This window comes from Caulobacter sp. KR2-114 (assembly GCF_049446115.1).
In the GTDB taxonomy this organism is placed as follows: domain Bacteria; phylum Pseudomonadota; class Alphaproteobacteria; order Caulobacterales; family Caulobacteraceae; genus Acaudatibacter.
The window spans coordinates 409,784-434,741 of the sequence record NZ_JBMSEC010000002.1 but is presented as its reverse complement, the minus strand read 5'-3'; the positions used below and the strand labels follow the sequence as shown (position 1 = coordinate 434,741).

Sequence of the window (24,958 nt, the reverse complement as noted above, 5' to 3'; positions counted from 1 at the left end):
TCATGACCTCAAAGGTTCTCGCCCTGGGCGTCGGCGCTCTCGCCGTCTTCGCCTCGACCTCGGCCGCCATGGCCCAGGCGGCGGCGCCCGCCGCCCCGGCCCTGCCGCCGATCGCGCAAGGCCCGGCGATCCCCGGCGTCTGCATCATCTCGCCGGAAGAAGCCGTGGCCACCTCGGTGGTCGGCAAGTACGTCGATCAGCGGCTCGCCCAGCTGGAAACGGCGGTCAACGGCGAACTGACGCCCGAAGGCCAGGCCATCGCCAAGGAAGACCAGGCGATGCGCGCGGCCCAGGCCACCACGGATCCGGCGGTGCTGAACCAGCGGCAGGCCAACCTGCAGCTGCGCGCCACCAACTTCCAGCGCCTGCGCCAGCAGCGCGCCCAGGAACTGCAGGCCACCCAGCAGAAGGCCTACGGCCGCGTCGGCCAGGAGCTGCAGGCGGCCCTGCGCGGCGTCTACCAGACCTCGCACTGCTCGATCCTGCTGAACGGCGATGCGGTGGTGATCGGCAACCCGGCGATGGACATCACCGGCGCGGCGGTGACGGCGCTGAACGCGCGCATCCAGCAGTTCCAGTTCGACCGTGAGAAGCTGAACCCGCCCGCGGGCGGCGCCGCTCCGGGCGGCCAATAGCGCGCCCGATCCCGGGCGAGGGCCGGCTGGACAGTGATGGCTGACTCCAACCTCCCGGACCCGCGCTTCTACGAACACCTGGGCCCGGTCAGTCTCGGCGAGCTCGCCGCGCTGACCGGCGCCCGTCTGGCCGATCCGGCCCAGGCGGACCGTGCGGTGCTGGGCGTGGCGATCCTGTCGCGCGCCGGACCGCAGACGGTCGCCTTTCTCACCGACCGCCGCCATGCCGGCGCGGTGCGCCCCGACACCGGGGCCTGCTTCGTCGGCGAACGTGACGCCGGCCTGCTGCCTGCCGGGTGCGTGGGGCTGATCACGCCGGCGCCGCAGGCCGCCTACGCCATCGCGGCGGAGCGGCTGTGCCGTCCGCGCCGCTGGACCGGCGGCCCTGCCGTGCATCCCACGGCCACCCTGGAGGACGGGGTGGTGCTGGCGCAGGGCGTCGTCGTCGGCGCCGGGGCGGCGATCGGGGCGGGGACCTATCTGGCGCCGGGCGTGGTGATCGGTCCGGGGGTGCAGATCGGCCGCGACTGCCAGATCGGCGCCAATGCGGTGATCGGCTTCGCCCTGATCGGCGACCGGGTGAAGATCCTGGCCGGCGCCGTGGTCGGCGAGGCCGGCTTCGGGGCCACGCTTGGATCACGCGGGATCATCGACGTGCCGCAGCTGGGACGTGTGATCCTGCAGGACGGGGTGACCCTGGGCGCGGGAACCACGGTGGACCGCGGCGCCTGGGACGATACGGTGATCGGCGAGAACACCAAGATCGATAACCTGGTCCAGATCGGTCACAATGTCGTCGTCGGCCGCAACTGCGTGCTGGCCTCGCAGACCGGCATCTCCGGCAGCGTCGTCATCGGCGACGGCTGCCAGTTGGGGGGGCGGGTCGGCGTGGCCGATCACCTGACGGTGGGACCGGGCGTGCGTCTGGCGGCGGCGGCGGGGGTGATCAGCAACGTGCCGGCCGGCGCGGTCTGGGGCGGCACACCCGCCCGGCCGGTGCGCCGGTGGCTCAGAGAGACAGCTTGGCTGTCCCGCATGGCGGGGCGGCGAGGGGGAGAGGAAGCATGAAGATCGTCGGTCCGGCCGTTGAAGAAGGCGTCATCGACATCATGGAGATCATGCGGCGCCTGCCGCATCGCCCGCCGTTCCTGCTGATCGACCGGGCGGAGAACTTCACGCCCAATGTCTCGATCACCGGCATCAAGCAGGTGACGGTCAACGAGCCCTTCTTCGCCGGCCACTTCCCCGGCGCCCCGGTGATGCCGGGCGTGCTGATCGTCGAGGCCATGGCCCAGACCGGGGGCCTGCTGATGTCCAAGACGTGGGATGTCGACACTTCCGGCAAGATCATCCTGTTCATGTCGGTGGACAACTGCCGCTTCCGTTCGCCGGTGCGGCCGGGCGACGAACTGCGGCTCGAGGTCGAGGTGGTCAAGGCGCGCGGCGACATCGTCAAGTTCAAGGGCCGCGGCATGGTGCGCGGCAAGCTGGCGGCGGAATGCGAATTCGCGGCGATGATGGTCGAAACGCCGCAATGACGGCAGTCCACCCGACCGCCATCGTCGACCCCAAGGCGCGGCTCGGCGAGGGGGTCGAGATCGGACCCTACTGCATCGTCGGGCCTGACGTGGTGCTGGGCGACCGCGTCCGGCTGCGCTCGCACGCGGTGATCGACGGCCTCACCGAGATCGGCGAGGACTGCGACGTCTATCCCTTCGCCACCCTGGGCCTGCCGCCGCAGCACACGGCTCACCGCGGCGAGCCCACCCGGCTGGTGATCGGCGCGCGCAACCTGATCCGCGAGCACGTCACCATGCACACCGGCACGGCCATCGGCCGCGGGGTGACCACGGTCGGCTCGGACTGCCTGTTCTATGTCGGCGCCCACGTGGCGCACGACTGCGAGGTGGGCGACCACGTCATCCTGATCAACTCGGCGACGCTCGGCGGGCATGTGCGGGTGGAGGACTATGTGATCGTCGGCGGCCTGGCCGCGGCGCACCAGAACATCCGCATCGGCCGGCACGCCTTCGTCGGCGGCATGGCGGCGGTGGCCTACGACGTGATTCCCTACGGCAACGTCTGGGGAAACCATGCCCACCTGGAAGGGTTGAACCTGGTGGGCTTGAAGCGGCGAGGCTTCGGCCGCGAACAGATCAACACCTTGCGGGCCGCCTATCGTATGCTGTTTGCCGAGGAGGGCACCTTCCAGGAGCGACTCGAGGACACCGCCAACGCCTATGCCGGCGCGGCGGAGGTGATGGAGATCATCAACTTCATCCGCGCCGACGCGAGCCGACCCCTGACGATGCCCCAGCGGGAAGTTTGAGGCCCCCAGTCTGAAGGTGTGAGGCGATGAAGAAACTGGGTCTGATCGCAGGCGGCGGCAACCTGCCCCTCAGCCTCGCCAACCACTGCGCCTCCGCCGACCGTCCGCTGTTCGTCGTGCGGCTCAAGGGGTTTTCGGCGCCGGAGCTGGCGCGCTTCGAGGGCGCCGACATCGGCGTCGCGCAACTGGGCCGCTGCATCCGCGAACTGAAGGCCGCCGGCTGCGAGGCGGTGTGCCTGGCCGGCAGCGTGGCGCGGCCGGACTTCAGCAAGCTGGCGCCCGACTGGCGCGGCCTGGCCATGCTGCCGCAGGTGCTGATGGCGGCGCGCAAGGGCGACGACGCCCTGTTGAGCACCCTGGTGCGGGCTTTCGAGAAGGAAGGCTTCGAGGTCGAGGGCGCCCATGAGGTGATGGGCGAGCTGACCCTGGCGGCCGGGGTGCTGGGGGCGCATGCCCCGACGCCGGCCCAGATCGAGGACATCGAGCGCGCGATGCTGGTGGCGCGGGCCATCGGCCGGCTCGACGTGGGGCAGGGCGCCGTCTGCTGCGAGGGGCTGGTGCTCGCGGTCGAGGCCCAGGAGGGCACCGACGCCATGCTGCGCCGCGTCGCCGAGCTGCCGCAGGCGATCCGGGGTACGCCGGGGCGGCCACGCGGCGTCCTGGCCAAGGCCAGCAAGCCGCAGCAGGAGCGGCGCGTGGACCTGCCGGTGATCGGCCTGGCGACGCTGCAGCTGGCCGCCCGCGCCGGCCTGGCGGGCATCGCCGGCGAGGCGGGCCGCACCCTGCTGCTGGACCGTGACAAGGTGCTGCGGCTGGCCGACGAACTGGGCCTGTTCCTCTACGGCGCCGCGCCCGAGGGGGAATGACCGCGCGCTGGTGCGTGATGCTGGTGGCGGCCGAGGCGTCGGGGGACGCCCTGGGCGCGGGTCTGGCGAGGGCGTTGAAGGCGCGCCTCGGCGACGAGGTCCGGTTCATCGGGGCCGGCGGCCGGCAGATGACGGAGGCCGGCGTGGCCAGCGCCTTCGATTTCACGCCCCTGTCGGTGGTAGGCCTGCTGGAGGGCCTGCTGGCCTTCCCCACGGTGCTGGCGCGGGCGCGCGACCTGGCGGATCTGGCGCGGCGCGAGCGGCCCGACGTGGCCGTGCTGATCGACGCCTGGGGGTTCAGCTGGTTCGCCGGCCAGCGCATCCGCCGGGCGCTGCCGTACCTGCCACTGATCAAGTACGTGGCCCCGCAAGTATGGGCGACCCGGCCCAGCCGGGCGAGGGCCCTGCCGCGCCTGTTCGGCCAGGTGCTGACCCTGCACGCCTTCGAGCCGCCGCTGTTCGAGCGCTGGGGCGCCAAGGCCACCTTCGTCGGCAATCCGGTGCTGGCCAGGGACCTTTCCGCGGCGGATCCGGAGCGCTTGCGCAACGAGCTCGGCATCACAGCCGACGCGCCGCTGCTGGTGGTGCTGCCGGGCAGCCGGGCCAGCGAGGTCGAGCGCCTGGGGCCGGTGTTCGAGGACGCCGTCAACCGCCTGAAGGCCGACCGCCCCGATCTGCAGATCATCGTGCCGGCGGCCGAGACCGTGGCGCCGCTGGTCAAGAGCCGCGTGGCGGGCTGGCCGCACCGGGCCTTCGTGGTCGAGGGCGAGGCCGCCCGCTTTGCCGCCATGCGCGCGGCGGACGCGGCCCTGGCCTGCAGCGGCACGGTCACCACCGAACTGGCCCTGGCCGGCTGCCCGATGATTGTCGGCTATCGCCTTGGCCACGTTACACATTTCCTGGCCAGGTTCATCATCCGTACACCGTACATCACCCTGGTGAACATCGCCGCCGGACGAGAGATCGCGCCGGAGTTCATCCAGGACCGATGCAACGGTCCCGCGCTGGCGCAGGCGCTGGCTGCGCTGCTGGACGATCCGGCCGCGGCCGCCCGTCAGGTCGCCGCGCAAAACGCCGCCCTCGACGGCATGGGTCGCACCATGGGCGATCCGGCCGATCGTGCGGCCGAGGCGGTGATCGCCGAGCTGGGCGAGCAAGGCCTTAGGCGAACACCCGCTGGCTGAGCGCGCCGACCTGCATGTCGTTCACCCGCCGCACGATGCGGATGAACACCAGGTTGAGCGGGATCGCCACGACGGCGCCGACGATGTCGACCACGTCGCTCGCCAGGACCAGGTCGAGGCTCTTGGCCTCCAGCTGCAGGCGGAACGACAGGTTGCCCAGGATCGAGCTCAGCAGCCACAGGAACCACCACCAGCGCAGCAGCGACGGCGTGTCCACGCTGCGCCAGGCGGCGGGGTTGGCGCTGGCCTGCCAGGTCTCCTTCATGGCCTGGAACGGCTTGAGCAGCAGGGCGATCGGCACGAAGTACCAGCCCACCGCCCAGCCGGGGCTGATGGTCAGCGTCGGGATCAGCGCGTGGGCGTTGAGGCTGACGCGGTAGACCCACTTCAGGCAGAGAAACCCGGTCGCCACGAAGCTGACCAGCACCGCCAGGCCGACCACCGCGCGGACTACCTCGGCGACCGGGGGCAGGCCGGGGATCTCGGTGAGGGAGACCGGCGTGTCCATCGGCAGGCGTCCGAGGATCTGCAGCTCGGCCAGGGTCGACACGCCATTGAAGAGGCCGACCACAAGGTCGATCCACAGGAACAGGATCACCAGCCGGGAGAGGCCGGCGGGGTCTTTCGGTTCATAGGTCCTGGGAGGCTTCGCGCCCGCCTCGGTCATGCCGCACCTCGCCGCTGGGATCGGCGCGCAGCAAAGCCTGATTGATGGCCTTCAACAAGGGCCGCGGTGGCGGCAGAGGGTGGGCGGCCTCGACGAGGCCGCCCGGTATCGGTGTCAGCGGTTCTCGAGCGGGACGTAGTCGCGCTTCAGGGCGCCGGTGTAGAGCTGGCGGGGACGGCCGATCTTGCGCTGCGGGTCCTCGAACATTTCCTTCCACTGGCTGATCCAGCCCACGGTGCGGGCCAGGGCGAACAGCACGGTGAACATGGTGGTCGGGAAGCCCATCGCCTTCAGGGTGATGCCCGAATAGAAGTCGATGTTCGGGTACAGCTTGCGGTCGACGAAATAGGGGTCGTTGAGGGCGACCTTTTCGAGTTCCATGGCGACCTTCAGCAGCGGATCGTCGCTGTCGCCGATCTCGGCCAGCACCTCGTGGCAGGTCTTCTGCATGACCTTGGCCCGCGGGTCGAAGTTCTTGTAGACCCGGTGGCCGAAGCCCATCAGCCGGTACTTGCGGTCCTTCACGCCCTGGACGTAGTCCGGGATGTTCTCGACGCTGCCGATCTCCTGCAGCATCATCAGGGCTTCTTCGTTGGCGCCGCCGTGGCTCGGGCCCCAGAGGCAGGCGATGCCGGCCGCGATGCAGGCGAACGGGTTGGCGCCCGACGAGCCGGCCAGGCGCACCGTCGAGGTGGAAGCATTCTGCTCGTGATCGGCGTGCAGGATGAAAATCCGGTCCATGGCGCGGGTCAGCACCGGGTTCGGCTTCCAGTCCTCGGCCGGCACGGAGAAGGCCATGCGCAGGAAATTCTCGGCGTAGCTGTGGTCGTTGCGCGGCGACACGAACGGCTGGCCGACGGAGTACTTGAACGCGCGCGCCGCGATGGTCGGCATCTTGGCGATCAGGCGATGCGCCGAGATCTCGCGCTGCTTGGGATCATCAACGTTGATGCTGTCGTGGTAGAAGGCCGACAGGGCGCCCACCGCGCCGGTCATGATCGCCATCGGGTGCGCATCGGAGCGGAAGCCGGTGAAGAACCGATCGAACTGCGCGTGCAGCATGGTGTGGTAGGTGATGGTCTTCTCGAAGTCGGCGAACTCGCTGGCGCTCGGCAGCTCGCCGTTCAGCAGCAGGTAGCAGACCTCGAGGAACGAGGAGTTCTCGGCCAGCTGCTCGATGGGATAGCCGCGGTGCAGCAGCACGCCGGCGTCGCCGTCGATGTAGGTGATCTTGCTCTCGCACGAGGCGGTGGAGGTGAAGCCGGGGTCGTAGGTGAAGACGTCGGCGTCGCCGTACAGCTTGCGCACATCGACGACGTCCGGGCCGGTGGTGCCCTTGATCACCTGCAGATCGTAGCTCTTTCCGCCGATCGACAACGAGGCGTAATCAGCCATGCCGTTCCCCTTCAAAATTCATGAGCGCAAACGCGTGTTCGAGGCCCTTATACCGCCTTACCGCACTTGCGAAAGGGCGTCTTGAATGCGGCCGAAACTCTCCTCCCGGCCCAGGGAGGCGAGGGCGCTGCCGAGGTCCGGCGCGGGGGCGCCGCCGGAGAGGACGCCACGTAAGGCTGGGCCGATCTTGCCCAGCCCGACACCTTCGGATTCCGCGAACAGTTTCAAGGACTCCTGCAGGCCCGCAGGGGTCCAGTCGTTGGCCGCGCGCAGGTGCTCCAGCAGACGCGCCAGGCGCGCCCGGGTCTCGTCGTTCAGGTGGCCCAGGGTCTTGTCGTCCAGCGACAGCGGCCGGGATTTCAGGGCGTAAATGGACAAATCCGCCAGCTCGATGAGGGTCTTTGCGCCCTCCTTGACCAGCGGGATCACGACCTGGAGCTTCGCGGTCGCATCGGCCGGCAGATCCAGGCCGCGGCCTTGCAGGATCGGCAGCACCAGGCCGGCCAGGCGGGCGTCGTCGGCGCGGCGGATGTGCCAGTTGTTGACGTGGTTCAGCTTGTCAAAGTCGAGGCGCGCGCCGGCCTTGACCACGTCGCGCACGTCGAACCAGGCGATCGCCTGATCGTCCGTGAACAGTTCGTCGTCGCCATGCCCCCAGCCCAGCTTGGCCAGGTAGTTGCGCACCGCCTCAGGCAGGTAGCCCATGTCGCGGAACTCGCCCACCGACTGGGCGCCGTGCCGCTTGGACAGCTTGCCGCCGTCCTTGCCCAGGATCAGCGGCAAGTGGGCGAAGGTCGGAACCGGCCAGCCCAGGGCGCGATAGAGCAGGGTCTGGCGTCCGGCATTGCTCAGGTGCTCCTCGCCGCGGATCACGTGGGTGACGCCCATGTCGTGATCATCGACGGTGACGCCGAGGTTGTAGATCACCGTTCCATCCGTCCGCAGCAGGACGAAGTCCTCGATGTCCTTGTTGGGAAAGCGGACCGTGTCGCGGACCAGGTCCTCCACCACGGTCTCGCCCTCGTCCGGGGTGCGGAAGCGGATCACATGCGGCTTGCCCTGTTCCATCGGGCCCGGCGTGCGGTCGCGCCAGGGCGAGCGCAGGGCGTGGCCCTCGGCGCGGGACTTCTCCTTGAGGATCTCCGCCTCGTCGACGGTCATGTAGCAGGCGTAGGCGTGGCCGGCCTCGATCAGCCGCTGCACGGCCGCCTTGTGCACCGCCGCGCGGGCGAACTGGAACACCGGCTCGCCGTCCCACTGCAGCCCCAGCCAGCTCAGGCTGTCGAAGATCACCTGCACCGAGGCCTCGGTGGAGCGCTCGCGGTCGGTGTCCTCGATGCGCAACAGGAACGTGCCGCCGGTGTGCTTTGCATACAGCCAGTTGAAAAGCGCCGACCTTGCGTTGCCAATATGCATGGAACCGGTGGGCGACGGGGCGATACGGGTGACGACAGGAGACTTGGGGGCGGAGGACATAGGTGATCCGATTGCGGGAGAACGGGCCGGGCCGGGCGCGTGGGCGCCCGGGTCGAGGGCGCGGCCTCTTAGCACGCGCCGCGCGCGGCTTCCTAGTACGGCCGCGCTGCGGGCCTGGCTGGCCGCCGAGGGCGCGGCGCAGCTCGACCGCTGGATGCTGGGGGCGCCGATCGCGTTCGGCGGCGGCGCGGCGGTGTATTTCGCCCTGCCAGACGAGCCGCCGCTGGGACCCTTGCTGGCGCTCGCCGGGGCGGCGACGCTGCTGGCGCTGGCGGCGCGCCGCTGGAGCCGAAGCCGCGCCCTGATCATCCTCGTCCTCTACGCCGCCCTGTTCGCCGGCGGGCTGGCGGCCGGCCGCATCCGCACCCTGCGGGTCGCCGCGCCGATCGCGCCGTTCTCGCAGAGCACCCTGGTCGAAGGCTGGGTCACCGACGTGCCGAGCGCCGCCTCCGGACGGGCGCGGCTGATGATCGCCCCGGTGCGCATCGGCCGCCTGCGCCGAGACCAGCTGCCCAACCGCCTGCGGGTGACCGTCCCCGGCGACCTCATGATCGGGCCGGGCAGGGCGGTGCGCCTGGCCGCCTTCATCAGCCCCCCGCCAGCCCCGGCCAGTCCCGGAGCCTACGATTTCGCCCGGGACGAATATTTCCAGGGCATCGGCGCGGTGGGGTTCTCCAAGGCCTCGCCCGAACTGATCAGCCTGCCGCCGCCGCCGCTCGCCCTGCGGATCGAGCTGGCGATCAACCAGGCCCGCTGGGCGTTGAGCCGCCGCATAGCCGGCGACATGGACGCAAAGTCCGCCGGGCTCGGGGTGGCGATGATCACCGGCTACCAGGCCTGGCTGTCCGACGACGATCAGACCAGCCTGCGCAACTCGGGCCTGGCGCACATCATCTCGATCAGCGGCGTGCACATGGCCATCGTCGGCGGCTTCGTGTTCCTGGCGGTCCGGCTGCTGGTGGCGCTGTGGCCCTGGCTGGCGCTGCGGGTTCCGGGCAAGAAGGTGGCCGCGGCCGTCGGCCTGGCGGCGATCCTGCTGTACCTGCTGGTGTCCGGCGCGCCGCCGCCGGCGCAGCGCTCGGCGATCACCGCCAGCCTGGTGTTCGGCGCCATCCTGGTCGACCGGCGGGCGATCAGCCTGCACGTCCTGGCCATCGCCGCCCTGACCATCCTGCTGCTGCAGCCGGAGGCCATCGTCCAGCCCGGCTTCCAGATGTCGTTCGCCGCCACCACCGCGCTGGTGGCCCTGGCCGAGGTCTGGCCGCGACGGCCGCATCCGATCAGCGTCCCCTGGCCGATCCGCGTTGTGCAGCAGGGGTTCGGCTGGCTGGCGATCAGCCTGGCCGCCAGCTTCGTGGCCGGCCTCGCCACCGAGCCGTTCGGGGTGCAGGACTTCAATCGCACCGCCGTCTATGGCCTGGGCGCCAACCTGGTCACCGAGCCGCTGGAGACCTTCGTCATCATGCCGGCCCTGGCGCTGGGCGCGCTGGCGGAGACCTTCCACCTCGGCGCGCCGCTGCTGGCGCTCGCCGGCTGGGGCATCGACCTGCTCTATCGGGTGTCGGGCTGGTTCTCCGGCCTGCCCTGGTCGGTGTGGACCGTGCCCAGCAAGCCGGACTTCACCCTGCCGGTCGCGTTTCTCGGCATCCTGATGCTGTGCCTCTGGAAGGGCCGCCTGCGCTGGATCGGCCTGCCGTGCGCCCTGATGGTGAGCCTGTGGCCCCGGCCCCCGGCGCCGGAAGTCTGGGTGGCGTCGGATGCGGCGGCCGCGGCCGTGCAGGACGGCCATACCGCCTGGCTGCTGCGGCCCAAGGTCAGGCTGTTCGCCGCCGACATGTGGTCGCGGCGGCAGGCCTTCATGCTGGAGGACGACGATCCGGCCCGCACCCGGCCGTTCGACTGCGACCGGCGGATCTGCGGCGCCGTCACCGCCAGCGGTGGCCGCGTGGTGCTGTGGTGGATCCACCGCACGCCGGCCGGAGCCGAGCTGGACGACCTCTGCCGCAACGCCGACCTGATCCTGATCCGCGCCACGAAGGTCGCCGCCACCCCGGCCTGCGCGGGCAAGCCGATGCTCACCGGCGAGGACTTCGCCCGCGGCGGCTCAGCCGAGCTCTATCGGGCGTCGCGGGGCTGGAACGTGGTCTGGGCCCAGGACGTGCGCGGACGCCGTCCCTGGTCGCAGGCTAGTGATAGCGGCGAATGAGCCCCACCAGCTTGCCCTGCACGGCCACCTGGTCGGGGCCGAAGATGCGGGTCTCGTAGGCCGGGTTGGCGGCCTCCAGGGCGATCGAGGCGCCCTTCTTGCGCAGGCGCTTCAGCGTGGCTTCCTCGCCCATCACTAGGGCGACGACGATCTCGCCGGAGTTGGCGGTGCTGGTCTTGCGGATCACCACATAGTCGCCGTCGAGGATGCCGGCCTGGATCATCGAGTCGCCCTGCACCTCCAGCACATAGTGCTCGCCGGCGCCCAGGATGCTCTCGGGGACCTGCAGGCGGTCGCGCTCGTGCTGGATGGCCTCGATCGGCGTGCCGGCGGCGATACGGCCGAGGACCGGCAGGTCGCGCACGTCGTTGGCCGCGACCGGCGCGGCGGGGCCGGCGTTCTCGATCAGCTGCGGACGGAAGGCGGACCGGCCCTTGGGCGGCGCCGCGGCGGTAGCCTGTTCCGGCAGCTTGGTGACCTCCAGCGCCCGCGCCCGGTGCGGCAGGCGGCGCAGGAAGCCGCGTTCCTCCAGCGCCGTGATCAGGCGGTGAATTCCCGACTTGGAGGCCAGATCCAGCGCCTCCTTCATCTCGTCGAACGACGGCGAGACTCCGGTCTCCTTGATCCGCTCATGGATATACATGAGCAGTTCGTGTTGTTTGCGCGTGAGCATCGCCGCCTCGCCTTCACCCGCCGGAGCGCCGGTCAGGAACAAACCAAAAACATTTGGATGTTCTCTAGGCGTTCTTTCTTAATGTCAAGTGAACGGCAAAGCAACGTGATTTCAAGGGGATAGGGAGGCGATGAACGCCCCGCGACGGTGAATCCGGCCGTCCAGCCGGAAGCAGGTCTCCACAGGCGCCCGAGTCGCGGCTCAGCCCAGCAGGGCGCGGGTGGCGGCCGCGACGTCGGCCTGGCGCATCAGGCTCTCGCCGACCAGCATCGCCACCGCCCCGGCGGCTTCCAGCCGGGCGGCGTCGGCGGGGGTGAAGATGCCGCTCTCGGTGACCAGCAGGGCTCCGGCAGGAACCCGGCCCGCAAGGCGCTCGGTGATCGCCAGGTCGGTGACGAAGGTGCGCAGGTCGCGGTTGTTGACGCCGATCATGCCGCCGCCCAGCGCCACGGCGCGGTCGAGTTCGGCCTCGTCATGGGTCTCGATCAGCACGTCCATGCCGAACCGCGCCGCCTCGGCGATCAGGTCGGCGGCGAGGCTGTCGTCCACCATGGCCAGGATCACCAGGATGGCGTCGGCGCCCAGGGCGCGGGATTCGGCCACCTGCCAGGGATCGACCAGGAACTCCTTGCGCAGGGCGGGCAGGGCGACGGCCTGCCGGGCCGCCGTCAGGTAGGCGTCGGCCCCCTGGAAGCTGGGGGTGTCGGTGAGCACGGACAGGCAGGCCGCGCCGCCGGCCTCATAGGCCCTCGCGTGGGCGGTGGGGTCGAAGTCCGGCCGGATCAGCCCCTTGGACGGCGAAGCCTTCTTGATCTCGGCGATCAGCGCCAGACGGCCTGGCGCGTGCGCCCGCTCCAGGGCAGCGCGGAAACCGCGGGGCGGCGAGGCGAGGGCGGCGCGCGCGTCGACCTGCCCTTGAGTCTCCGTCGCGCGCCGCTCGGCGACCTCCTCGCGCTTGTAGGCCGCGATCCTGGCGAGGATGTCGCTCATGCTCGCGTGATCTCCACGAGGGTGTCCAGCGCCCGCAGGGCCGCGCCGGAATCGATGGCGTGGGCGGCCATGTCGACGCCTTCGCGCAGGGTCTCGGCCCGGTCCGCCACCAGGAAGGCCGCCGCCGCGTTGAGCAGGACGATATCGCGATAGGCGCCCATGGCGCCGGCCAGCAGCGCCCGCAGGGCCTCGGCGTTCGCCGCGGCGTCGCCGCCGGTCAGGTCCGAAAGCGCGGCGCGGGGCAGGCCCACGGCCTCGGGGGTGACATTGAACAGGCGGACGCCGGCGCCGGTGCGCCACTCGGCGACCTGGGTGACCCCGGTCGTGCTCATCTCGTCGAGGCCCTCGCCATGCACGACCCAGGCGCGCTCGGCGCCCAGGGCCCCCAGCACCCTGGCCAGGGGTTCGACCCAGCGCGGGTCGTAGACGCCCAGCAACTGGCGCTGCGCCCCCGCCGGATTGGACAGCGGCCCCAGCAGGTTGAACACGGTGCGGAACCCCAGCTCCTGGCGCACCGGCATCACGTGCCGCAGCGCCCCGTGGTGGGCGACCGCGAACAGGAAGCAGATCCCCGCGCGCTCCAGCGCCTCGCGCTGCCGGTCGGGGCCCGCCGCGATGTTCACGCCGAGGGCGCCCAGCACGTCCGACGACCCGGAACGCGACGACACCGCGCGCGTGCCGTGCTTGGCGACCTTCAGCCCGCCCCCCGCGGCCACGAAGCCGACGGCGGTGGAGATGTTCAGGGTGTGCAGCCCGTCACCGCCGGTGCCGCAGACGTCGATCACCTGGAAGGGGTGCTCCAGCACCGTGGCGGCCCGCCGCATGGCCCGCGCGCAGGCCGTGATCTCGCCGACGGTCTCGCCGCGCATGCGCATGGCGGTGACCGCCGCGGCGATCTGCGCCGGGCTCGGCTCGCCGCGCAGACAGGCGGCGAAGAAGGCCTCGGCGTCGGGCTCGTCCATGGTGGCGCCGTCGGCGAGTCTGGCCAGCAGCGGCTTGAAGGCGTCAGACATGATCTCGCCGCGCTCAGGCCTCGACGAGGCGCTGCACGCTCGCCAGATCCATGAAGTTCAGCAGCAGCTGATGGCCGCCCTCGGTGGCGATGCTCTCGGGGTGGAACTGCACCCCATGCAGCGGTCGGGTCTTGTGCTGGAAGCCCATGATCTCGCCGTCGTCGGTCCAGGCGGTGATCTCCAGCACGTCGGGCAGGGTTTCGCGCCGCACCGAAAGGCTGTGGTAGCGGGTGGCGGTGAATGGGTCGGGCAGGCCCTTGAAGATGCCCTTGCCGGCGTGGTGGATCGGGCTGGTCTTGCCGTGCATGAGGGCCTTGGCGCGGATCACCTCGCCGCCCATGGCCTGGCCGATGGCCTGGTGGCCCAGGCAGACGCCGAGGATCGGCAGGTCGTCCGGCGCGCCGGAGATCAGCGGCAGGCAGATGCCCGCCTCGTTGGGCGTGCACGGACCCGGCGACAGCAGCACCGCCTCGGGGCGAAGGGCCAGGGCGTCCTGCACGGTGATCTTGTCGTTGCGATAGACCGTGGTCTCCGCCCCAAGCTCGTTCAGGTAGTGGACGAGGTTGTAGGTGAAGCTGTCGTAGTTATCGATGACCAGGATCATGGGGCGCCTCGCGAGGCCCGGTACTTAAGCGCAAGCGGCCGCTGCGCCAAGGGACCGCGTTGGCGGACGGGGCAGGGCGGGCCACTGTGACGCCATGAGCACTGTCGATTCGCCGATCGAAAAGGTGGCGCTGCAACGCGCCCGCGCCCTGCTGAAGGCGCCCGTGGCGCGCGATCCCGCCCTGGCTGCGGTGGCGGCCGCGGCGCTGTTCGCGGTCTCGGCCCTGGCCCTGGCGACGGTGTGGATCGTGCTGCCGCCGGTGTTCAGCGAAGCGCCGCACGCGGCGACGCAGGGCCGCTAGGGCGGGCCGGGCCGGCGCCGCGCGCCCCGTCTGCGCCCACCCTCCCCACCGTCATCCTCGGGCGTCAGTCCCGAGGATCCATGAACACGTGAAATTAAGTCGCGAGCGGCAGCGGAGCGTCGCAGGGCGCTCGCGGCGGCCACCGGTGCGTGGCGCGCCCTTCGAAGCGCGCCACCCGGTCTCCCGTGTGCATGGCCCCTCGGCACAGGGCCGAGGGTGACGGAGAAGGAAAGGGGCGGCTGCTGATTCAGGCGAAGCGCCAGGCTTCCTGCGCGGCTTTGCGCAGGGCGCGGGACTTGTGGACGGTTTCCTCGTACTCGGCGTCCGGGTCGCTGTCGGCGACCACCCCGCCGCCGGCCTGCACGTACATCACGCCTTCCTTGACCAGGGCCGTGCGCAGCACGATGCAGGTGTCCACCGAGCCGTCGGCGCCGAAGTAGCCCACCGCGCCGGCGTAGCCGATGCCGCGCTTCTCCTGTTCCAGCTCGTCGATGATTTCCATCGCCCGCACCTTGGGCGCGCCGGACAGGGTGCCCGCGGGCAGGGCGGCCATCAGCACGTCCACCGGATCGACCCGCTCGGGGGCGTCGCCCTCGACGTTGGACACCAGGTGCATCACGTGGCTGTAGCGCTCGATGAAGAAGCTGTCGGTGACCCGCACGTGCGGCCCGCGTTTGCCGGCGGCGCGGGGCTGGTTCAGCCCCTCCTGGCCAAGCATGGCCACCCGGCCGACGTCGTTGCGGCCCAGGTCGAGCAGCATCAGGTGTTCGGCCCGCTCCTTGGGATCGGCCTTCAGCTCCTCCTCCAGCGCCAGGTCTTCCTCGGGCGTGGCGCCGCGGGGGCGGGTGCCGGCGATCGGGCGGATGGTGATCTTGCCGTCGCGCAGCCGCACCAGGATCTCCGGCGACGATCCGACCAGCTGGAAGCCCGGGAAGTTCAGGTAGAACAGGAACGGCGAGGGGTTCGTGCGCCGCAGCGAGCGGTAGAGGGCGAACGGTTCGTACGGGAACGGCGCGCGGAACCGGTGGCTCGGCACCACCTGGAAGATGTCGCCAGCGCGGATGTAGTCCTTGGCCTTCTCCACCATGGCCCAATAGTCCTGGCGGCTGACCGGCGAGGTGAACTCGTCGCCCAGCGGCGCGGGGCGAGCGCCGGGGCCGGGCAGGGTCTTGCCCAGGTCGACGATCACCGCCTGCAGCCGCGCGGACGCCTGGTCGTAGGCGACCTTGGCCGACAGGGCCGAGGGGCGCACCGTGGTCACCAGGATGATCTCCTGGGCGATGGCGTCGAAGATGGCGACGATCGAGGGCCGGATCATGATCCCGTCGGGCAGGTCCAGCGGGTCGGGATTGATGTGCGGCAGGCGCTCGGCCAGCCGGATCATGTCATAGCCCAGCGCCCCGAAAAGGCCCGCCGCCATCGGCGGCAACCCCTTGGGCAGTTCCAGCCGCGAGGCGGCCACCAGGTCGCGCAGGGATTCCAGCGCCCCGTCGGTCTCCGGCGTGAACTGGCCGCGCGCGATGGCCTCCCCCCGCGCGACTTCCGCCTTGTCGCCGCGGCAGCGCCAGACGAGGTCCGGCTTCATCGCCACGATCGAATAGCGCCCGCGCCAGGCGCCGCCCTCGACGGACTCGAACAGGAAGGCGTACGGCCGGCCGTGGGCGATCTTCAGATAGGCGGAGACCGGGGTTTCCAGGTCGTCCACCAGCCGCGTCCAGACCACCTGGGCCTGGCCGTTCGCATAGGCGCGTTCGAAGTCTTCGTAGGCGGGTTCGATCATGGCTCTGGCGATCAGGAGGCGGGCTTGGCCGGGGTGGTCGCCTTGCCGGGCTTTGCGGCCTGCGCCTTCAGCTTGGCCAGGGTCTCGGCGCTGACGCCGATCGCCGTGCGTGCGGCGTTGATGTTGGTGCGCGGCTTGACCATGTGCTGCGACGCGCCCTGCGCCGCCTGGTAGATGTCGCCGGCGTAGGCCTCCGACACGCGTGGTCCGTAGGACTGGACGGCGCGGGCCATTTGCGTGGTGTCGCCGGCGCGCACCGCGTCCAGCCTGGCGATGTAGAGGCCCGTCGGGCCGAGGGCGTCGAACACTTCGCCGGGTTTCACCCCGAAGATCGCTTGCAGGAACGGCTGGCCCAGGGTCTGCACCTGCTGCTGGGCGGTGACCCGCTGCAGGCCGACCTGGTGCGTCACGTGGCCGTTCACCTGAGCGGCGGCGGCCTCGAGCGAGCCGCCCTTGCGGATCTGCGCCATCAGGGCGTCGGCCTTGGCCTTCAGCTCGTTGAACAGGGTCTCGGCGGTGTAGCGCCGCGCCAGGGCGTCGCGGTTCTGGTCGACCGGCGGCAGGGCGGGGGGGCTGATCTTGTCGACCCGAAGGGCGAACGACTCGCCGCTGGAGATGGCCTGGGTGTCGGTCCCCGGACCGCCCAGCGCCTCGGCAAAGGCGCTCTTGAGGATCTTGGGGTCGAGGCCGGCGACCGGCTTGCCGGTCAGATCCTGCCCCTGGGCGGTGACCGGGCCGATGCTGACCACCGTCGCGCCGGCCTTCTGCGCCGCGTCGGTCAGGCTGGCGCCGCCATCGCGGGCCTCGTCGAACTTGTCGGTCATGGCGCCGACCTTGGCGCGGGCGCCGCGCTCGCGGATCGCCTGTTCCAGCTGCGGGCGCGCCTGCTCGAAGGTCATCACCTGGCCAGGCGTGATCTTGCTGACCTTGACCACGCCCAGGCCCAGGTCGCCCTGCACCACCTGCACCTGGCCGACGCTCATGCCGAAGGCCGCGGCGGCGATCTTGGCGTCGACCACGGCGCTCTTGGGCTTGTCCGCATAGTCGATGGGCTGGGCGCCGATGGCCTTGGCCACCGAGGCGGGATCCTCGCCCTTGCCCAGCCGGGCGGCGACGTCGGCGCCCTGGGCGGCCGACTTCACCGGGATCTGCACCAGGGACCGGGTCTCCGGCTTGGAGAGCGAGTCCTTCTTGAAGTTGTATTCGCGCTGCAGCGCCGCGTCGTCGACGGTCACCGAGGCCTGCTGCTCCTTGGCCGAGAACCGCACCAGGGTGAAGGTGCGCATCTCCGGCAGGGTGAAGTCGGTGGCGTGCGCCTTCATGTAGGCCACCAGCTGGGCGTCGGTGGGGGGCGGCACGGGCGCCACGGCGTGCTGGTCGAGCACGAAGAAGCTGACGTCGCGGTTCGCGAACGCCTGGGCGACGGCCACCGCCGTGTAGATCCGCGGCGCGTGGAAGCCGTAGCGCAGCCCCAGGCCGAACTGTTCGTCGGCCAGCTCGTCGCGCACCTCTTCCTGCACCTCCCGGGCCGTCAGCCCCTCGGACTGCAGCCAGCCGGTGTAGGCCGAGGCGTCGAAGGCCCCGGTGACCGGGTTCTGGAAGCGCGGCTGGCGCTTGAGGAAGGCGTCGATCATGCTGTTCGACGGGCGAATGCCCGCGCGGCTCAGCATCTCCAGCTCGGAGCGCTCGGCGGCGAGGGTATCGACGATCTGCTGGTCGATGCCGTTCTCCACCAGGAGGTCCAGCGGCACCGGCTGGCCTTGCTGCTGGTCGATCTGCTGCTTGCGCTGCTCGAAGATGCGCTTGAACTCGGCCTGGCTGACGGTGTGCGACCCCGCGACGATCACCGCGTTGGCGTCGATCGACCGGAAGGCGTTCGGCAGGCCGCCGCCGCCGCCGCTGACGCCGATGATCAGGAACACCAGGGTCAGGATGCCCATCATGGCCACGGCGATGGGATTGCGGGCAGTCGGGCGGATGGAGCCGGTCATCAGGTCTCTTGCCAAAGCGCGGGCGCGAAGGACGGCCGCTCCCGGGCGGTATAGTGGACGCCTCCCTCGCGCGGCAAGCGCGTGACAGCCGCCGGCCTTTGCCCTAGGCGTCCGGCCGACGCTGAAATCTGGAAGGAAACGGGGGCCCGTGACCACCTATCGTCCGCTGATCGCCGGAAACTGGAAGATGTACGGCCTGGAAGCCGCCCTCGACGAGGCGCGGGCCATGGTCGAGGCGCTGGAGGCGCGGCCGGCCGCGGCGCGGGTGGCGATCTGCCCGCCGGCGACGCTGATCCACCGGCTGACGCAGCTGGTCGGCGGCACCCTGCTGGAGATCGGCGGCCAGGACTGCCGGCCCGAACCGCAGGGCGCCTTCACCGGCGACATCGCCGCCGAGATGCTGGCCGACGCGGGCGCCAGCCTGGTGATCCTGGGCCACTCGGAGCGGCGCGCGGGCTACGGCGAGACCGACGCCCTGGTCGCCGCCAAGGCGGAGGCGGCGCTGCGGGCCGGGCTGGAGCCGATCGTCTGCGTCGGCGAGACGCTGGCCGAGCGGGAGGCGGAGCAGACCCTGGCGGTGGTCACCGGCCAGGTTCGCGGCTCGCTGCCGGAGGCCCTGGCGGGCAAGCCGTTCGCGGTGGCCTACGAGCCGGTCTGGGCGATCGGCACCGGCCTGACCCCGACCGTCGAACAGATCGCCGAGGTCCATGCCGCCATCCGCGCCGCCCTGGTCGAAGGCTTCGGCGAACAGGGGCGGGCGATCCCGATCCTGTACGGCGGCTCGGTGAAGCCGGGCAACGCGGCCGAGATCCTGCGCACCGCCGAGGTCGGCGGCGCCCTGGTCGGCGGCGCCTCGCTCAAGGCCGCGGACTTCATCGCCATCTTCGAGGCGCTCTGAGCCCGTGCGGCCGACCGCGAAGGCCGCGAAAGCTAGAGCAGCAGGCCGAACAGCCGGCAGTCGCGGCGTTCGCCGTCGCGCTGGATGTGGCCGCGCAGATAGCCCTCCATCTCGAAGCCGAGCTTGGCCAGCAGCTGTTCAGACCGCAGGTTGCCGACGTGGGTGCGCGCCGTCAGCCGGCGCAGGCCGAGCGCCGCGGCCTGGGTCACCACGGCGCGCATGGCCTCCAGCGCATAGCCCTGGCCCCAGGCGTCGCGGCCCAGCAGGAAGCCGATCTCGCCCCTGTGGTGCCAGCGGTCGATGTCCGACAGGTCGCAGACTCCAAGGAACCCCCCTGTCGCCGTCAGCGTGATCGCCCAGTGCTGGGCGTGGCCGTCGTTCATGGCGCTGATCTGCGAGGCGACGATGGCGTCGGTCAGGTCCGGATCCTCGATCGCGCCGATGTCCCAGTGCGCCATCACGTCGGGATCGCTCATCAGGGTGTGCAGCGGCGCGCTGTCGGCCTCGCTCAGCGGTCTCAAGGTCAAGCGTTCGGTTTCCAGGATCATGGCGCTTGGCCTCACGCATGCGGCTACCTAGCTATGGCGCGTCCGACCCCGTGATGCTAGAGGGGCGCCTTCTTGCGCCGGGGCCAGGCCCGGTGAACTGAAAGTCCTTGTTCTTCATGCTCTATGGCCTCCTGCTCACCCTGAACGTCCTGGTCTGTGCGGCCCTGGTCGGCGTTGTCCTGATGCAGCGTTCCGAGGGCGGCGCCCTGGGAGCCGGCGGCGGACCGGCCGGCCTGGTCACCGCGCGCGGCGCAGGCGACCTGCTGACCCGCACCACCTGGATCCTGTTCGCCCTGTTCCTGAGCCTGAGCCTGGCGCTGACCCTGATCGGCGCGCATGACCGTTCCAACCAGGCGATCGTCAACCGCCTGAAGCTCGGCCCGGCCGCGCCGCTGACCACTCCGGGCGCGACGCCGGCGCCCACCGGCGCGCCCATCGCCCCGCTGACCCCGATCGCCCCCGGCGCCCAGCCGGGCGGCCTGGCCCCGCCGGCGCTGCCGTCCGCCCCGATCGCCGCGCCCGTCGCGCCGACCGCCATCCCCGCGCCCGCGGCGCATCCGGAAGCGGTCCGGCCGCAGCCGGCGTCCAAGCCCCAGGCGGCTGCGAAGCCCGAGGCCGCCAAGCCCGAAGCGGCCAAGCCCGAAGCGGCCAGGCCCGCCGCGCCCAAGCCGGCCAAGCCGGCGCACAGCGCCGCGGCCGCTTCGCCGGCCGCCGCGCCCGAGGCCCCCCCGGTGATCACGCCGCCGCCGCCCAAGGCCGACTCCGACGCCGCCAAGACCCCGACGCCATGATGCGGCCGAAAACCGCGCCCGCCAGGCGGGACGCCACCGGCGAATCGCTGCTAACCTGAACGCCCATGGCCCGGTACATTTTCATCACCGGCGGCGTGGTCTCCTCCCTGGGAAAAGGTCTCGCCTCCGCGGCGCTCGGCGCGCTTTTGCAGGCTCGTGGATACAAGGTCCGCTTGCGTAAGCTGGACCCGTATCTGAACGTGGACCCGGGGACGATGAGCCCCTACCAGCACGGCGAGGTGTTCGTCACCGACGACGGGGCCGAGACCGACCTCGACCTCGGCCACTACGAGCGCTTCACAGGCGTTTCGGCGACCAAGGCCGACAACATCACCACCGGCCAGATCTACAAGACCATCATCGAGAAGGAGCGGCGCGGGGACTACCTCGGCGCCACCGTCCAGGTGATCCCGCACGTCACCGACGAGATCAAGCGCTTCGTCCTGGCCGATCCGGGCGAGGGCGTGGACTTCGTGCTGGTGGAGATCGGCGGCACGGTGGGCGACATCGAGGGCCTGCCGTTCTTCGAGGCGATCCGCCAGCTGGGCCAGGAGCTGCCGCGCCAGCACGCCTGTTTCGTGCACCTGACGCTGCTGCCGTACATCAAGACGGCCGGCGAGATGAAGACCAAGCCGACGCAGCACTCGGTCAAGGAGCTGCGCTCGATCGGCATCCAGCCCGACGTGCTGCTGTGCCGCTGCGAACAGCCGATTCCGCCCGACGAGAAGCGCAAGATCGGCCTGTTCTGCAACGTCCGCCCGTCGGCGGTGATCCAGGCGATGGACGCGCCGAACATCTACGCCGTGCCGCTGGAGTACCACGCCCAGGGCCTGGACACCGAGGTGCTCGACGTGTTCGGCCTGAAGGACGCTCCGGCCCCCGACCTGTCGCGCTGGCAGGGCATCTCCGGCACCATCACCCAGCCCGACGGCGAGGTGACCATCGCCGTGGTGGGCAAGTACACGGTGCTCAAGGACGCCTACAAGTCGCTGATCGAGGCCCTGGTGCACGGCGGCGTGGCCAACCGGGTGAAGGTCAACTTCGACTGGGTCGAGAGCGAGGTGTTCGAGGGCGGCGACGGCGATGCGGCGACCCGCCTGGAAGGCGCGCACGGCATCCTGGTGCCCGGCGGCTTCGGCGAACGCGGGGCTGAGGGCAAGATCCTGGCCGCCAAATACGCGCGCGAGCGGTCGATCCCCTATTTCGGCGTGTGCTTCGGCATGCAGATGGCGGTGATCGAGGCCGTGCGGAACGTCTCCGGCATCGCCTGCGCCTCGTCCACCGAGTTCGGCCCCACCAAGGAGCCGGTGGTCGGCCTGATGACCGAATGGGTGCGCGGCAACGAGCGCGAGACCCGCGGCGCCGGCGACGACCTGGGCGGCACTATGCGGCTGGGGGCCTACGAGGCGCATCTGACGCCGGGATCGCGGGTGGCCGAGATCTATGGCGAGACCACGATCAGCGAACGCCACCGGCACCGCTACGAGGTCAACATCGGCTATCGCGAGGCGATCGAGGGCGCGGGCCTGAAGATCACCGGCGTCTCCCCCGACGGCGTGCTGCCGGAGATCGTCGAGCGCACCGACCACCCGTGGTTCATCGGCGTGCAGTACCATCCGGAGCTGAAGAGCCGGCCGTTCGCGCCGCACCCGCTATTCGCCAGCTTCATCCACGCCGCCCTGGTGCAGAGCCGGCTGGTCTAGCTACGCCCCGGCTCTTGCGCGATCGCGCCTGATCGCCCTTCCTAGCGTCGCGACATGGGTGTCGCGGTCCGGGAGTGCCAGCGTGCGTCGTTTGCGGTCCATCCTGCCGGCGCTGGCGGCCGTCCTGATCGCCGGCGCGTGGGGCCCGGGCGCGGCCGCCGCCGGCCTGCAGCGCACCGCCTCCGGCCGCCAGCTGTGGGTCGACTGCCGCGGCGAGAAGACCGCCGCGCCGACCGTGATCCTGGAATCGGGCGCCTTTGGCATCTCCGCCGACTGGGACCATCTGCTGCCGGACCTGGCCCGGGACGGCCGGGTCTGCGCCTACGACCGCGGCGGCCTTGGCCGTTCGCCGCGCCGGCCCGGCGGCGAGGACGTGGTGTCCATCGCCCACGAGCTGGCCGACCTGCTGGATGGCATGGGCGAGACCGCGCCGGTGATCCTGGTGGGCCACTCCAATGGCGCCCTCTACGCCGAGACCTTCGCCGCCATGTGGCCGGACCGCCTGGCGGGACTTGTCTACGTCAACGGCGTCGGCAGCGACGATCTGGACCACAAGGTGCTGATGAACGCCCTGGACGACGAGCGCCGGATCGCCGGCCTGGCGTTCGTGGCCGGGCGGATGCACCTGGCCCCGCTGATCGCCGGTTTCGTCATCCGCCACGAGGGCCTGACCGGCGAGGCGGCCGAGCGCAAGCGCGAGTCGCTGACCTCGCTGTGCAGCCTGCAGATCGGCCGCAACGAGGACCGGATGGTCACCCCTGGCCTCAGCGCCGCCCGGGCCCTGGGCGGGTCGCCGCGGCAGGTCCCGACCGTGGTGGTGATCGCCGCCAGCAAGGCCGACCTGCTGAGCCGCTTCGGCTGGCGCGACGCCGAGATGGCGCCGGCCGACCGCTCGGCGCGCGGCTGGACCCTGAGCGTGCTGGGCGCCAGCCACGTCTCGCCGCTAGGCCGCGACCGGCGCTATGTGGTGGCCGCGGTGACCTGGCTGCGCTCGATCAGCCAGCCGCCCGCCGCCACGACCCCGCCCGCGACGGCGCCCTGATGCTCGCGGAGGCGATCCGCGCCACGGCCCTGGCCCTGCCGGAGGCGTTCGAGCGACCGCATCGAGGGCAGCCGACGTTCTGGGTCCACGATCGCATCTTCTGCATCATGCCGGCCGGCGCCGACCACATCACCGTCAAGCTGGAGCGCGAAGACCAGCTGAACATGATCGAGGGCCATCCCCAGGCGGTGCGGCCGGCGCGGCTCTACAGCCACCACGGCTGGACCTCCGTGCATCCCGAGGCTTGCGACGACGTCCTGATGGCGCTCCTGTTGCGCCTCGCCTGGAGCCATGTGGCGCCGCGGCGGCTGGTCCGCGCGCATCTGGGCTGACGGGGGAGGGGAGCTGGACCGTGGTCACGCCCGACGAGATCCGCGCCCTGGCGCTGGCCCTGCCGGAAGCGGTGGAGGCGGATCACCACGGCATGCCGTCGTTCCGCGTCGCCGGGAAGATCTTCTCGACCCTGCATGTGGCCCATCCGCGCATGATGGTGAAGCTCGACCCCGAGGACCAGCGCAACCTGGCCGAGGCGCATCCGGGAATCGTCGAGCCGGTCGCCGGCTATTGGGGCCGCAAGGGCTCCACCTTCGTCTGGTACGAGCGGGCCGACACCGGGCTGGTCGATTCGTTGCTGAGGCTGGCCTGGAGCGGTGTCGCGCCCAGGCGGCTGAGGGCCTGACACAGCCAGGGCGGGGGGTGCGGCGCGCCCCCTTGAACTGTGGAGCCTTTTGCGGCATACACCCGCGCTCCCACGGCGGCCCTCAACCGGCCGCCGCATTCATTTGAACGCAGAAGACCACAGCCATGGCCGTTCCCAAGCGAAAAGTATCCCCGTCGCGTCGCAACATGCGCCGCTCGCACCATGCGCTGGAAGCCAACAGCTACATCGAAGACAAGGACACCGGCGAGCTGCGCCGTCCGCACCATGTCGACCTGAAGACCGGCATGTACCGCGGCCGTCAGATCCTGACGCCGAAGGAAGACTAGTCCGTCTTCGGCAAGCCCCGGCCTGAGCCGGGGCCGCCCAAAGTTCAGAGCCTATTGAGCCCGCCCGCGCGCCTGAATGGCTGCCCGGCGGGCTTCGACCATTTCCGGGGTCACCGCGCGGTTGTGCGGCGTCGAGACGTCGGTCTCGTGCTTCAGCGCCGCGCCGAACGGCAGGGCGTAGCCCTCGTCGATGATGCGCTTGTAGGTCGCCAGCGTCTCGGCCGGGATCGTGGCCATGTCGGCGGCCAGCTTCAGCGCGGTCGGCATCAGCGCTTCCGGCGACACGACCCGGTTCACCAGCCCCCAGTCCGCCGCCGTCCGGGCGTCCAGGAAGTTGCCGGTCAGCGACAGCTCCTTGGCGCGGTAGGGGCCGATCACCCGCGACAGCCGCTGCGACAGGCCCCAGCCAGGCATGATGCCGACCCGCGCGTGGGTGTCGGCGAACCGGGCCTCGGTGGAGGCGATAAGCACGTCGCAGGCCAGCGCCACCTCGAAGCCGCCGGTGATGGCCACCCCGTTGATCGCGCCGATGATCGGCTTGGGACACTGCAGCAGCGCCAGCACCGGGTTCTCCGCTGCGCCGGTGGCGTTGGCCGCGCCCATGCCGTTCGGATCGCTGCCCAGCTCCTTCAGGTCCAGCCCGGCCGTGAAGGCGCGGCCGGCGCCGGTCAGCACCAGCACGCTCACCGCGTCGTCCGCCGACAGCTGCACGATGGCGTCGTGCAGCGCCGCCCGCAGGGCCCGCGACAGGGCGTTCATCGCCTCGGGGCGGTTCAGCGTCACCGTGGCGACGCCGGCATTCTTCTCGATCAGCAGCATGGGTTGGGATCCTCCGTTCCCGCGAAGGACCCGGATCGGGCGACTCCCGTCAAGATGGCC

General features: G+C 70.9%; 26 protein-coding genes. 15 read left to right on the top strand and 11 right to left on the bottom strand.

Annotation, left to right across the window (positions count from 1 at the left end):
• Positions 1–2: 2 nt before the first annotated feature.
• Genes ACO2Q3_RS08210 through lpxB form a run of 6 tightly spaced genes read left to right on the top strand, consistent with a single transcriptional unit; the run spans position 3 to position 5,014 of the window.
• Positions 3–635, top strand: coding sequence for an OmpH family outer membrane protein (locus ACO2Q3_RS08210; protein ID WP_423306074.1), 633 nt, complete (start codon positions 3–5; stop codon positions 633–635).
• 36 nt (positions 636–671) lie between these two features.
• Positions 672–1,703 (top strand): UDP-3-O-(3-hydroxymyristoyl)glucosamine N-acyltransferase, encoded by a 1,032-nt coding sequence (gene lpxD, locus ACO2Q3_RS08205; protein WP_423306073.1) that lies wholly within the window; start codon positions 672–674, stop codon positions 1,701–1,703.
• On the top strand, positions 1,700–2,173 hold the full coding sequence (gene fabZ / locus ACO2Q3_RS08200) for a 3-hydroxyacyl-ACP dehydratase FabZ (protein WP_423306072.1): 474 nt from the start codon (positions 1,700–1,702) through the stop codon (positions 2,171–2,173). Before lpxD ends, fabZ begins: the two co-directional genes overlap by 4 nt.
• Positions 2,170–2,964 (top strand): acyl-ACP--UDP-N-acetylglucosamine O-acyltransferase, encoded by a 795-nt coding sequence (lpxA, locus tag ACO2Q3_RS08195; RefSeq protein WP_423306071.1) that lies wholly within the window; start codon positions 2,170–2,172, stop codon positions 2,962–2,964. Before fabZ ends, lpxA begins: the two co-directional genes overlap by 4 nt.
• Positions 2,965–2,990: 26 nt before the next feature.
• Positions 2,991–3,830 (top strand): UDP-2,3-diacylglucosamine diphosphatase, encoded by an 840-nt coding sequence (lpxI, locus tag ACO2Q3_RS08190; protein ID WP_423306070.1) that lies wholly within the window; start codon positions 2,991–2,993, stop codon positions 3,828–3,830.
• Positions 3,827–5,014, top strand: a complete 1,188-nt coding sequence (gene lpxB / locus ACO2Q3_RS08185; RefSeq protein WP_423306069.1) for a lipid-A-disaccharide synthase — start codon at positions 3,827–3,829, stop codon at positions 5,012–5,014. Before lpxI ends, lpxB begins: the two co-directional genes overlap by 4 nt.
• On the opposite strand, the gene ACO2Q3_RS08180 is transcribed toward lpxB, so the two are convergent.
• From ACO2Q3_RS08180 to gltX, 3 genes are all read right to left on the bottom strand, one after another.
• Positions 4,992–5,681, bottom strand: coding sequence for a DUF4328 domain-containing protein (locus tag ACO2Q3_RS08180; protein ID WP_423306068.1), 690 nt, complete (start codon positions 5,679–5,681; stop codon positions 4,992–4,994). The genes lpxB and ACO2Q3_RS08180 overlap by 23 nt on opposite strands.
• Positions 5,682–5,795: 114 nt before the next feature.
• A complete protein-coding gene (gene gltA, locus ACO2Q3_RS08175; RefSeq protein WP_423306067.1) occupies positions 5,796–7,076 on the bottom strand; it encodes a citrate synthase in 1,281 nt (426 codons plus the stop codon).
• 57 nt (positions 7,077–7,133) lie between these two features.
• The gene (gltX, locus tag ACO2Q3_RS08170) at positions 7,134–8,552 is read right to left on the bottom strand and encodes a glutamate--tRNA ligase (RefSeq protein ID WP_423306066.1); all 1,419 of its coding nucleotides are present in this window, start codon (positions 8,550–8,552) and stop codon (positions 7,134–7,136) included.
• 154 nt (positions 8,553–8,706) lie between these two features.
• Here gltX and ACO2Q3_RS08165 point away from each other — a divergent pair, with 154 nt between their 5' ends.
• Positions 8,707–10,758 (top strand): ComEC/Rec2 family competence protein, encoded by a 2,052-nt coding sequence (locus ACO2Q3_RS08165; protein ID WP_423306065.1) that lies wholly within the window; start codon positions 8,707–8,709, stop codon positions 10,756–10,758.
• Here ACO2Q3_RS08165 and lexA read toward each other — a convergent pair.
• The 4 genes from lexA to ACO2Q3_RS08145 all read right to left on the bottom strand — a co-directional run bounded on the left by lexA (position 10,739) and on the right by ACO2Q3_RS08145 (position 14,038).
• Positions 10,739–11,431: a transcriptional repressor LexA gene (gene lexA, locus ACO2Q3_RS08160; RefSeq protein ID WP_423306064.1), complete on the bottom strand. Its 693-nt coding sequence runs from the start codon at positions 11,429–11,431 to the stop codon at positions 10,739–10,741. The two genes, ACO2Q3_RS08165 and lexA, sit on opposite strands and share 20 nt — an antisense overlap.
• Before the next feature lie 201 nt (positions 11,432–11,632).
• Positions 11,633–12,421, bottom strand: a complete 789-nt coding sequence (trpC, locus tag ACO2Q3_RS08155; RefSeq protein WP_423306063.1) for an indole-3-glycerol phosphate synthase TrpC — start codon at positions 12,419–12,421, stop codon at positions 11,633–11,635.
• Entirely contained in the window at positions 12,418–13,434 is a 1,017-nt protein-coding gene (gene trpD, locus ACO2Q3_RS08150) for an anthranilate phosphoribosyltransferase (protein WP_423306062.1), read from the bottom strand. Before trpD ends, trpC begins: the two co-directional genes overlap by 4 nt.
• 13 nt (positions 13,435–13,447) lie before the next feature.
• On the bottom strand, positions 13,448–14,038 hold the full coding sequence (locus ACO2Q3_RS08145; RefSeq protein WP_423306061.1) for an anthranilate synthase component II: 591 nt from the start codon (positions 14,036–14,038) through the stop codon (positions 13,448–13,450).
• A gap of 94 nt (positions 14,039–14,132) precedes the next feature.
• On the opposite strand from ACO2Q3_RS08145, the gene ACO2Q3_RS08140 reads away from it, so the two are divergent.
• Entirely contained in the window at positions 14,133–14,339 is a 207-nt protein-coding gene (locus tag ACO2Q3_RS08140) for a hypothetical protein (protein WP_423306060.1), read from the top strand.
• Positions 14,340–14,586: 247 nt separating this feature from the next.
• Here the strand turns inward: ACO2Q3_RS08140 and trpE are convergent, their stop codons facing one another.
• A complete protein-coding gene (gene trpE, locus ACO2Q3_RS08135; protein ID WP_423306059.1) occupies positions 14,587–16,119 on the bottom strand; it encodes an anthranilate synthase component I in 1,533 nt (510 codons plus the stop codon).
• An 11-nt stretch (positions 16,120–16,130) separates the two neighbouring features.
• Positions 16,131–18,110 (bottom strand): peptidyl-prolyl cis-trans isomerase, encoded by a 1,980-nt coding sequence (locus ACO2Q3_RS08130; protein WP_423306058.1) that lies wholly within the window; start codon positions 18,108–18,110, stop codon positions 16,131–16,133.
• A gap of 187 nt (positions 18,111–18,297) precedes the next feature.
• On the opposite strand from ACO2Q3_RS08130, the gene tpiA reads away from it, so the two are divergent.
• The gene (gene tpiA, locus ACO2Q3_RS08125; protein WP_423306927.1) at positions 18,298–19,008 is read left to right on the top strand and encodes a triose-phosphate isomerase; all 711 of its coding nucleotides are present in this window, start codon (positions 18,298–18,300) and stop codon (positions 19,006–19,008) included.
• A gap of 32 nt (positions 19,009–19,040) precedes the next feature.
• Here the strand turns inward: tpiA and ACO2Q3_RS08120 are convergent, their stop codons facing one another.
• Positions 19,041–19,535: a GNAT family N-acetyltransferase gene (locus ACO2Q3_RS08120; RefSeq protein ID WP_423306057.1), complete on the bottom strand. Its 495-nt coding sequence runs from the start codon at positions 19,533–19,535 to the stop codon at positions 19,041–19,043.
• Positions 19,536–19,672: 137 nt separating this feature from the next.
• Between ACO2Q3_RS08120 and secG the strand changes: the two genes are divergently transcribed.
• The 6 genes from secG (at position 19,673) to rpmF (ending at position 24,079) form a co-directional block, all read left to right on the top strand.
• Positions 19,673–20,347 (top strand): preprotein translocase subunit SecG, encoded by a 675-nt coding sequence (gene secG / locus ACO2Q3_RS08115; protein WP_423306056.1) that lies wholly within the window; start codon positions 19,673–19,675, stop codon positions 20,345–20,347.
• Between the two features lie 65 nt (positions 20,348–20,412).
• The gene (locus ACO2Q3_RS08110; protein WP_423306055.1) at positions 20,413–22,050 is read left to right on the top strand and encodes a CTP synthase; all 1,638 of its coding nucleotides are present in this window, start codon (positions 20,413–20,415) and stop codon (positions 22,048–22,050) included.
• Positions 22,051–22,132: 82 nt separating this feature from the next.
• Positions 22,133–23,092: an alpha/beta fold hydrolase gene (locus ACO2Q3_RS08105; protein ID WP_423306054.1), complete on the top strand. Its 960-nt coding sequence runs from the start codon at positions 22,133–22,135 to the stop codon at positions 23,090–23,092.
• Positions 23,092–23,424 carry an MmcQ/YjbR family DNA-binding protein gene (locus ACO2Q3_RS08100; protein ID WP_423306053.1) on the top strand — a complete coding sequence of 111 codons (333 nt, stop codon included), beginning with the start codon at positions 23,092–23,094 and terminating at the stop codon, positions 23,422–23,424. The genes ACO2Q3_RS08105 and ACO2Q3_RS08100 overlap by 1 nt, the downstream gene beginning before the upstream one ends.
• A 20-nt stretch (positions 23,425–23,444) precedes the next feature.
• Positions 23,445–23,771 carry an MmcQ/YjbR family DNA-binding protein gene (locus ACO2Q3_RS08095; RefSeq protein ID WP_423306051.1) on the top strand — a complete coding sequence of 109 codons (327 nt, stop codon included), beginning with the start codon at positions 23,445–23,447 and terminating at the stop codon, positions 23,769–23,771.
• A gap of 125 nt (positions 23,772–23,896) precedes the next feature.
• A complete protein-coding gene (gene rpmF, locus ACO2Q3_RS08090) occupies positions 23,897–24,079 on the top strand; it encodes a 50S ribosomal protein L32 (RefSeq protein ID WP_423306050.1) in 183 nt (60 codons plus the stop codon).
• 51 nt (positions 24,080–24,130) lie between these two features.
• Here rpmF and ACO2Q3_RS08085 read toward each other — a convergent pair whose 3' ends face one another.
• Positions 24,131–24,898, bottom strand: coding sequence for an enoyl-CoA hydratase (locus tag ACO2Q3_RS08085; protein ID WP_423306049.1), 768 nt, complete (start codon positions 24,896–24,898; stop codon positions 24,131–24,133).
• Between the last annotated feature and the right edge of the window lie 60 nt (positions 24,899–24,958).

Bases quoted from the DNA above. Each gene is read 5' to 3' on its own strand.
- gltX (WP_423306066.1), bottom strand. From the start codon at position 8,552: ATGTCCTCCGCCCCCAAGTCTCCTGTCGTCACCCGTATCGCCCCGTCG.
- gltA (WP_423306067.1), bottom strand. From the start codon at position 7,076: ATGGCTGATTACGCCTCGTTGTCGATCGGCGGAAAGAGCTACGATCTG.
- ACO2Q3_RS08085 (WP_423306049.1), bottom strand. From the start codon at position 24,898: ATGCTGCTGATCGAGAAGAATGCCGGCGTCGCCACGGTGACGCTGAAC.
- lpxI (WP_423306070.1), top strand. From the start codon at position 2,991: ATGAAGAAACTGGGTCTGATCGCAGGCGGCGGCAACCTGCCCCTCAGC.
- tpiA (WP_423306927.1), top strand. From the start codon at position 18,298: ATGTACGGCCTGGAAGCCGCCCTCGACGAGGCGCGGGCCATGGTCGAG.
- ACO2Q3_RS08110 (WP_423306055.1), top strand. From the start codon at position 20,413: ATGGCCCGGTACATTTTCATCACCGGCGGCGTGGTCTCCTCCCTGGGA.
- ACO2Q3_RS08130 (WP_423306058.1), bottom strand. From the start codon at position 18,110: ATGACCGGCTCCATCCGCCCGACTGCCCGCAATCCCATCGCCGTGGCC.
- rpmF (WP_423306050.1), top strand. From the start codon at position 23,897: ATGGCCGTTCCCAAGCGAAAAGTATCCCCGTCGCGTCGCAACATGCGC.
- secG (WP_423306056.1), top strand. From the start codon at position 19,673: ATGCTCTATGGCCTCCTGCTCACCCTGAACGTCCTGGTCTGTGCGGCC.
- lexA (WP_423306064.1), bottom strand. From the start codon at position 11,431: ATGCTCACGCGCAAACAACACGAACTGCTCATGTATATCCATGAGCGG.
- ACO2Q3_RS08140 (WP_423306060.1), top strand. From the start codon at position 14,133: ATGAGCACTGTCGATTCGCCGATCGAAAAGGTGGCGCTGCAACGCGCC.
- trpC (WP_423306063.1), bottom strand. From the start codon at position 12,421: ATGAGCGACATCCTCGCCAGGATCGCGGCCTACAAGCGCGAGGAGGTC.
- trpD (WP_423306062.1), bottom strand. From the start codon at position 13,434: ATGTCTGACGCCTTCAAGCCGCTGCTGGCCAGACTCGCCGACGGCGCC.
- ACO2Q3_RS08165 (WP_423306065.1), top strand. From the start codon at position 8,707: ATGCTGGGGGCGCCGATCGCGTTCGGCGGCGGCGCGGCGGTGTATTTC.
- trpE (WP_423306059.1), bottom strand. From the start codon at position 16,119: ATGATCGAACCCGCCTACGAAGACTTCGAACGCGCCTATGCGAACGGC.
- lpxD (WP_423306073.1), top strand. From the start codon at position 672: ATGGCTGACTCCAACCTCCCGGACCCGCGCTTCTACGAACACCTGGGC.
- lpxB (WP_423306069.1), top strand. From the start codon at position 3,827: ATGACCGCGCGCTGGTGCGTGATGCTGGTGGCGGCCGAGGCGTCGGGG.
- lpxA (WP_423306071.1), top strand. From the start codon at position 2,170: ATGACGGCAGTCCACCCGACCGCCATCGTCGACCCCAAGGCGCGGCTC.
- ACO2Q3_RS08180 (WP_423306068.1), bottom strand. From the start codon at position 5,681: ATGACCGAGGCGGGCGCGAAGCCTCCCAGGACCTATGAACCGAAAGAC.
- ACO2Q3_RS08100 (WP_423306053.1), top strand. From the start codon at position 23,092: ATGCTCGCGGAGGCGATCCGCGCCACGGCCCTGGCCCTGCCGGAGGCG.
- ACO2Q3_RS08145 (WP_423306061.1), bottom strand. From the start codon at position 14,038: ATGATCCTGGTCATCGATAACTACGACAGCTTCACCTACAACCTCGTC.
- fabZ (WP_423306072.1), top strand. From the start codon at position 1,700: ATGAAGATCGTCGGTCCGGCCGTTGAAGAAGGCGTCATCGACATCATG.
- ACO2Q3_RS08210 (WP_423306074.1), top strand. From the start codon at position 3: ATGACCTCAAAGGTTCTCGCCCTGGGCGTCGGCGCTCTCGCCGTCTTC.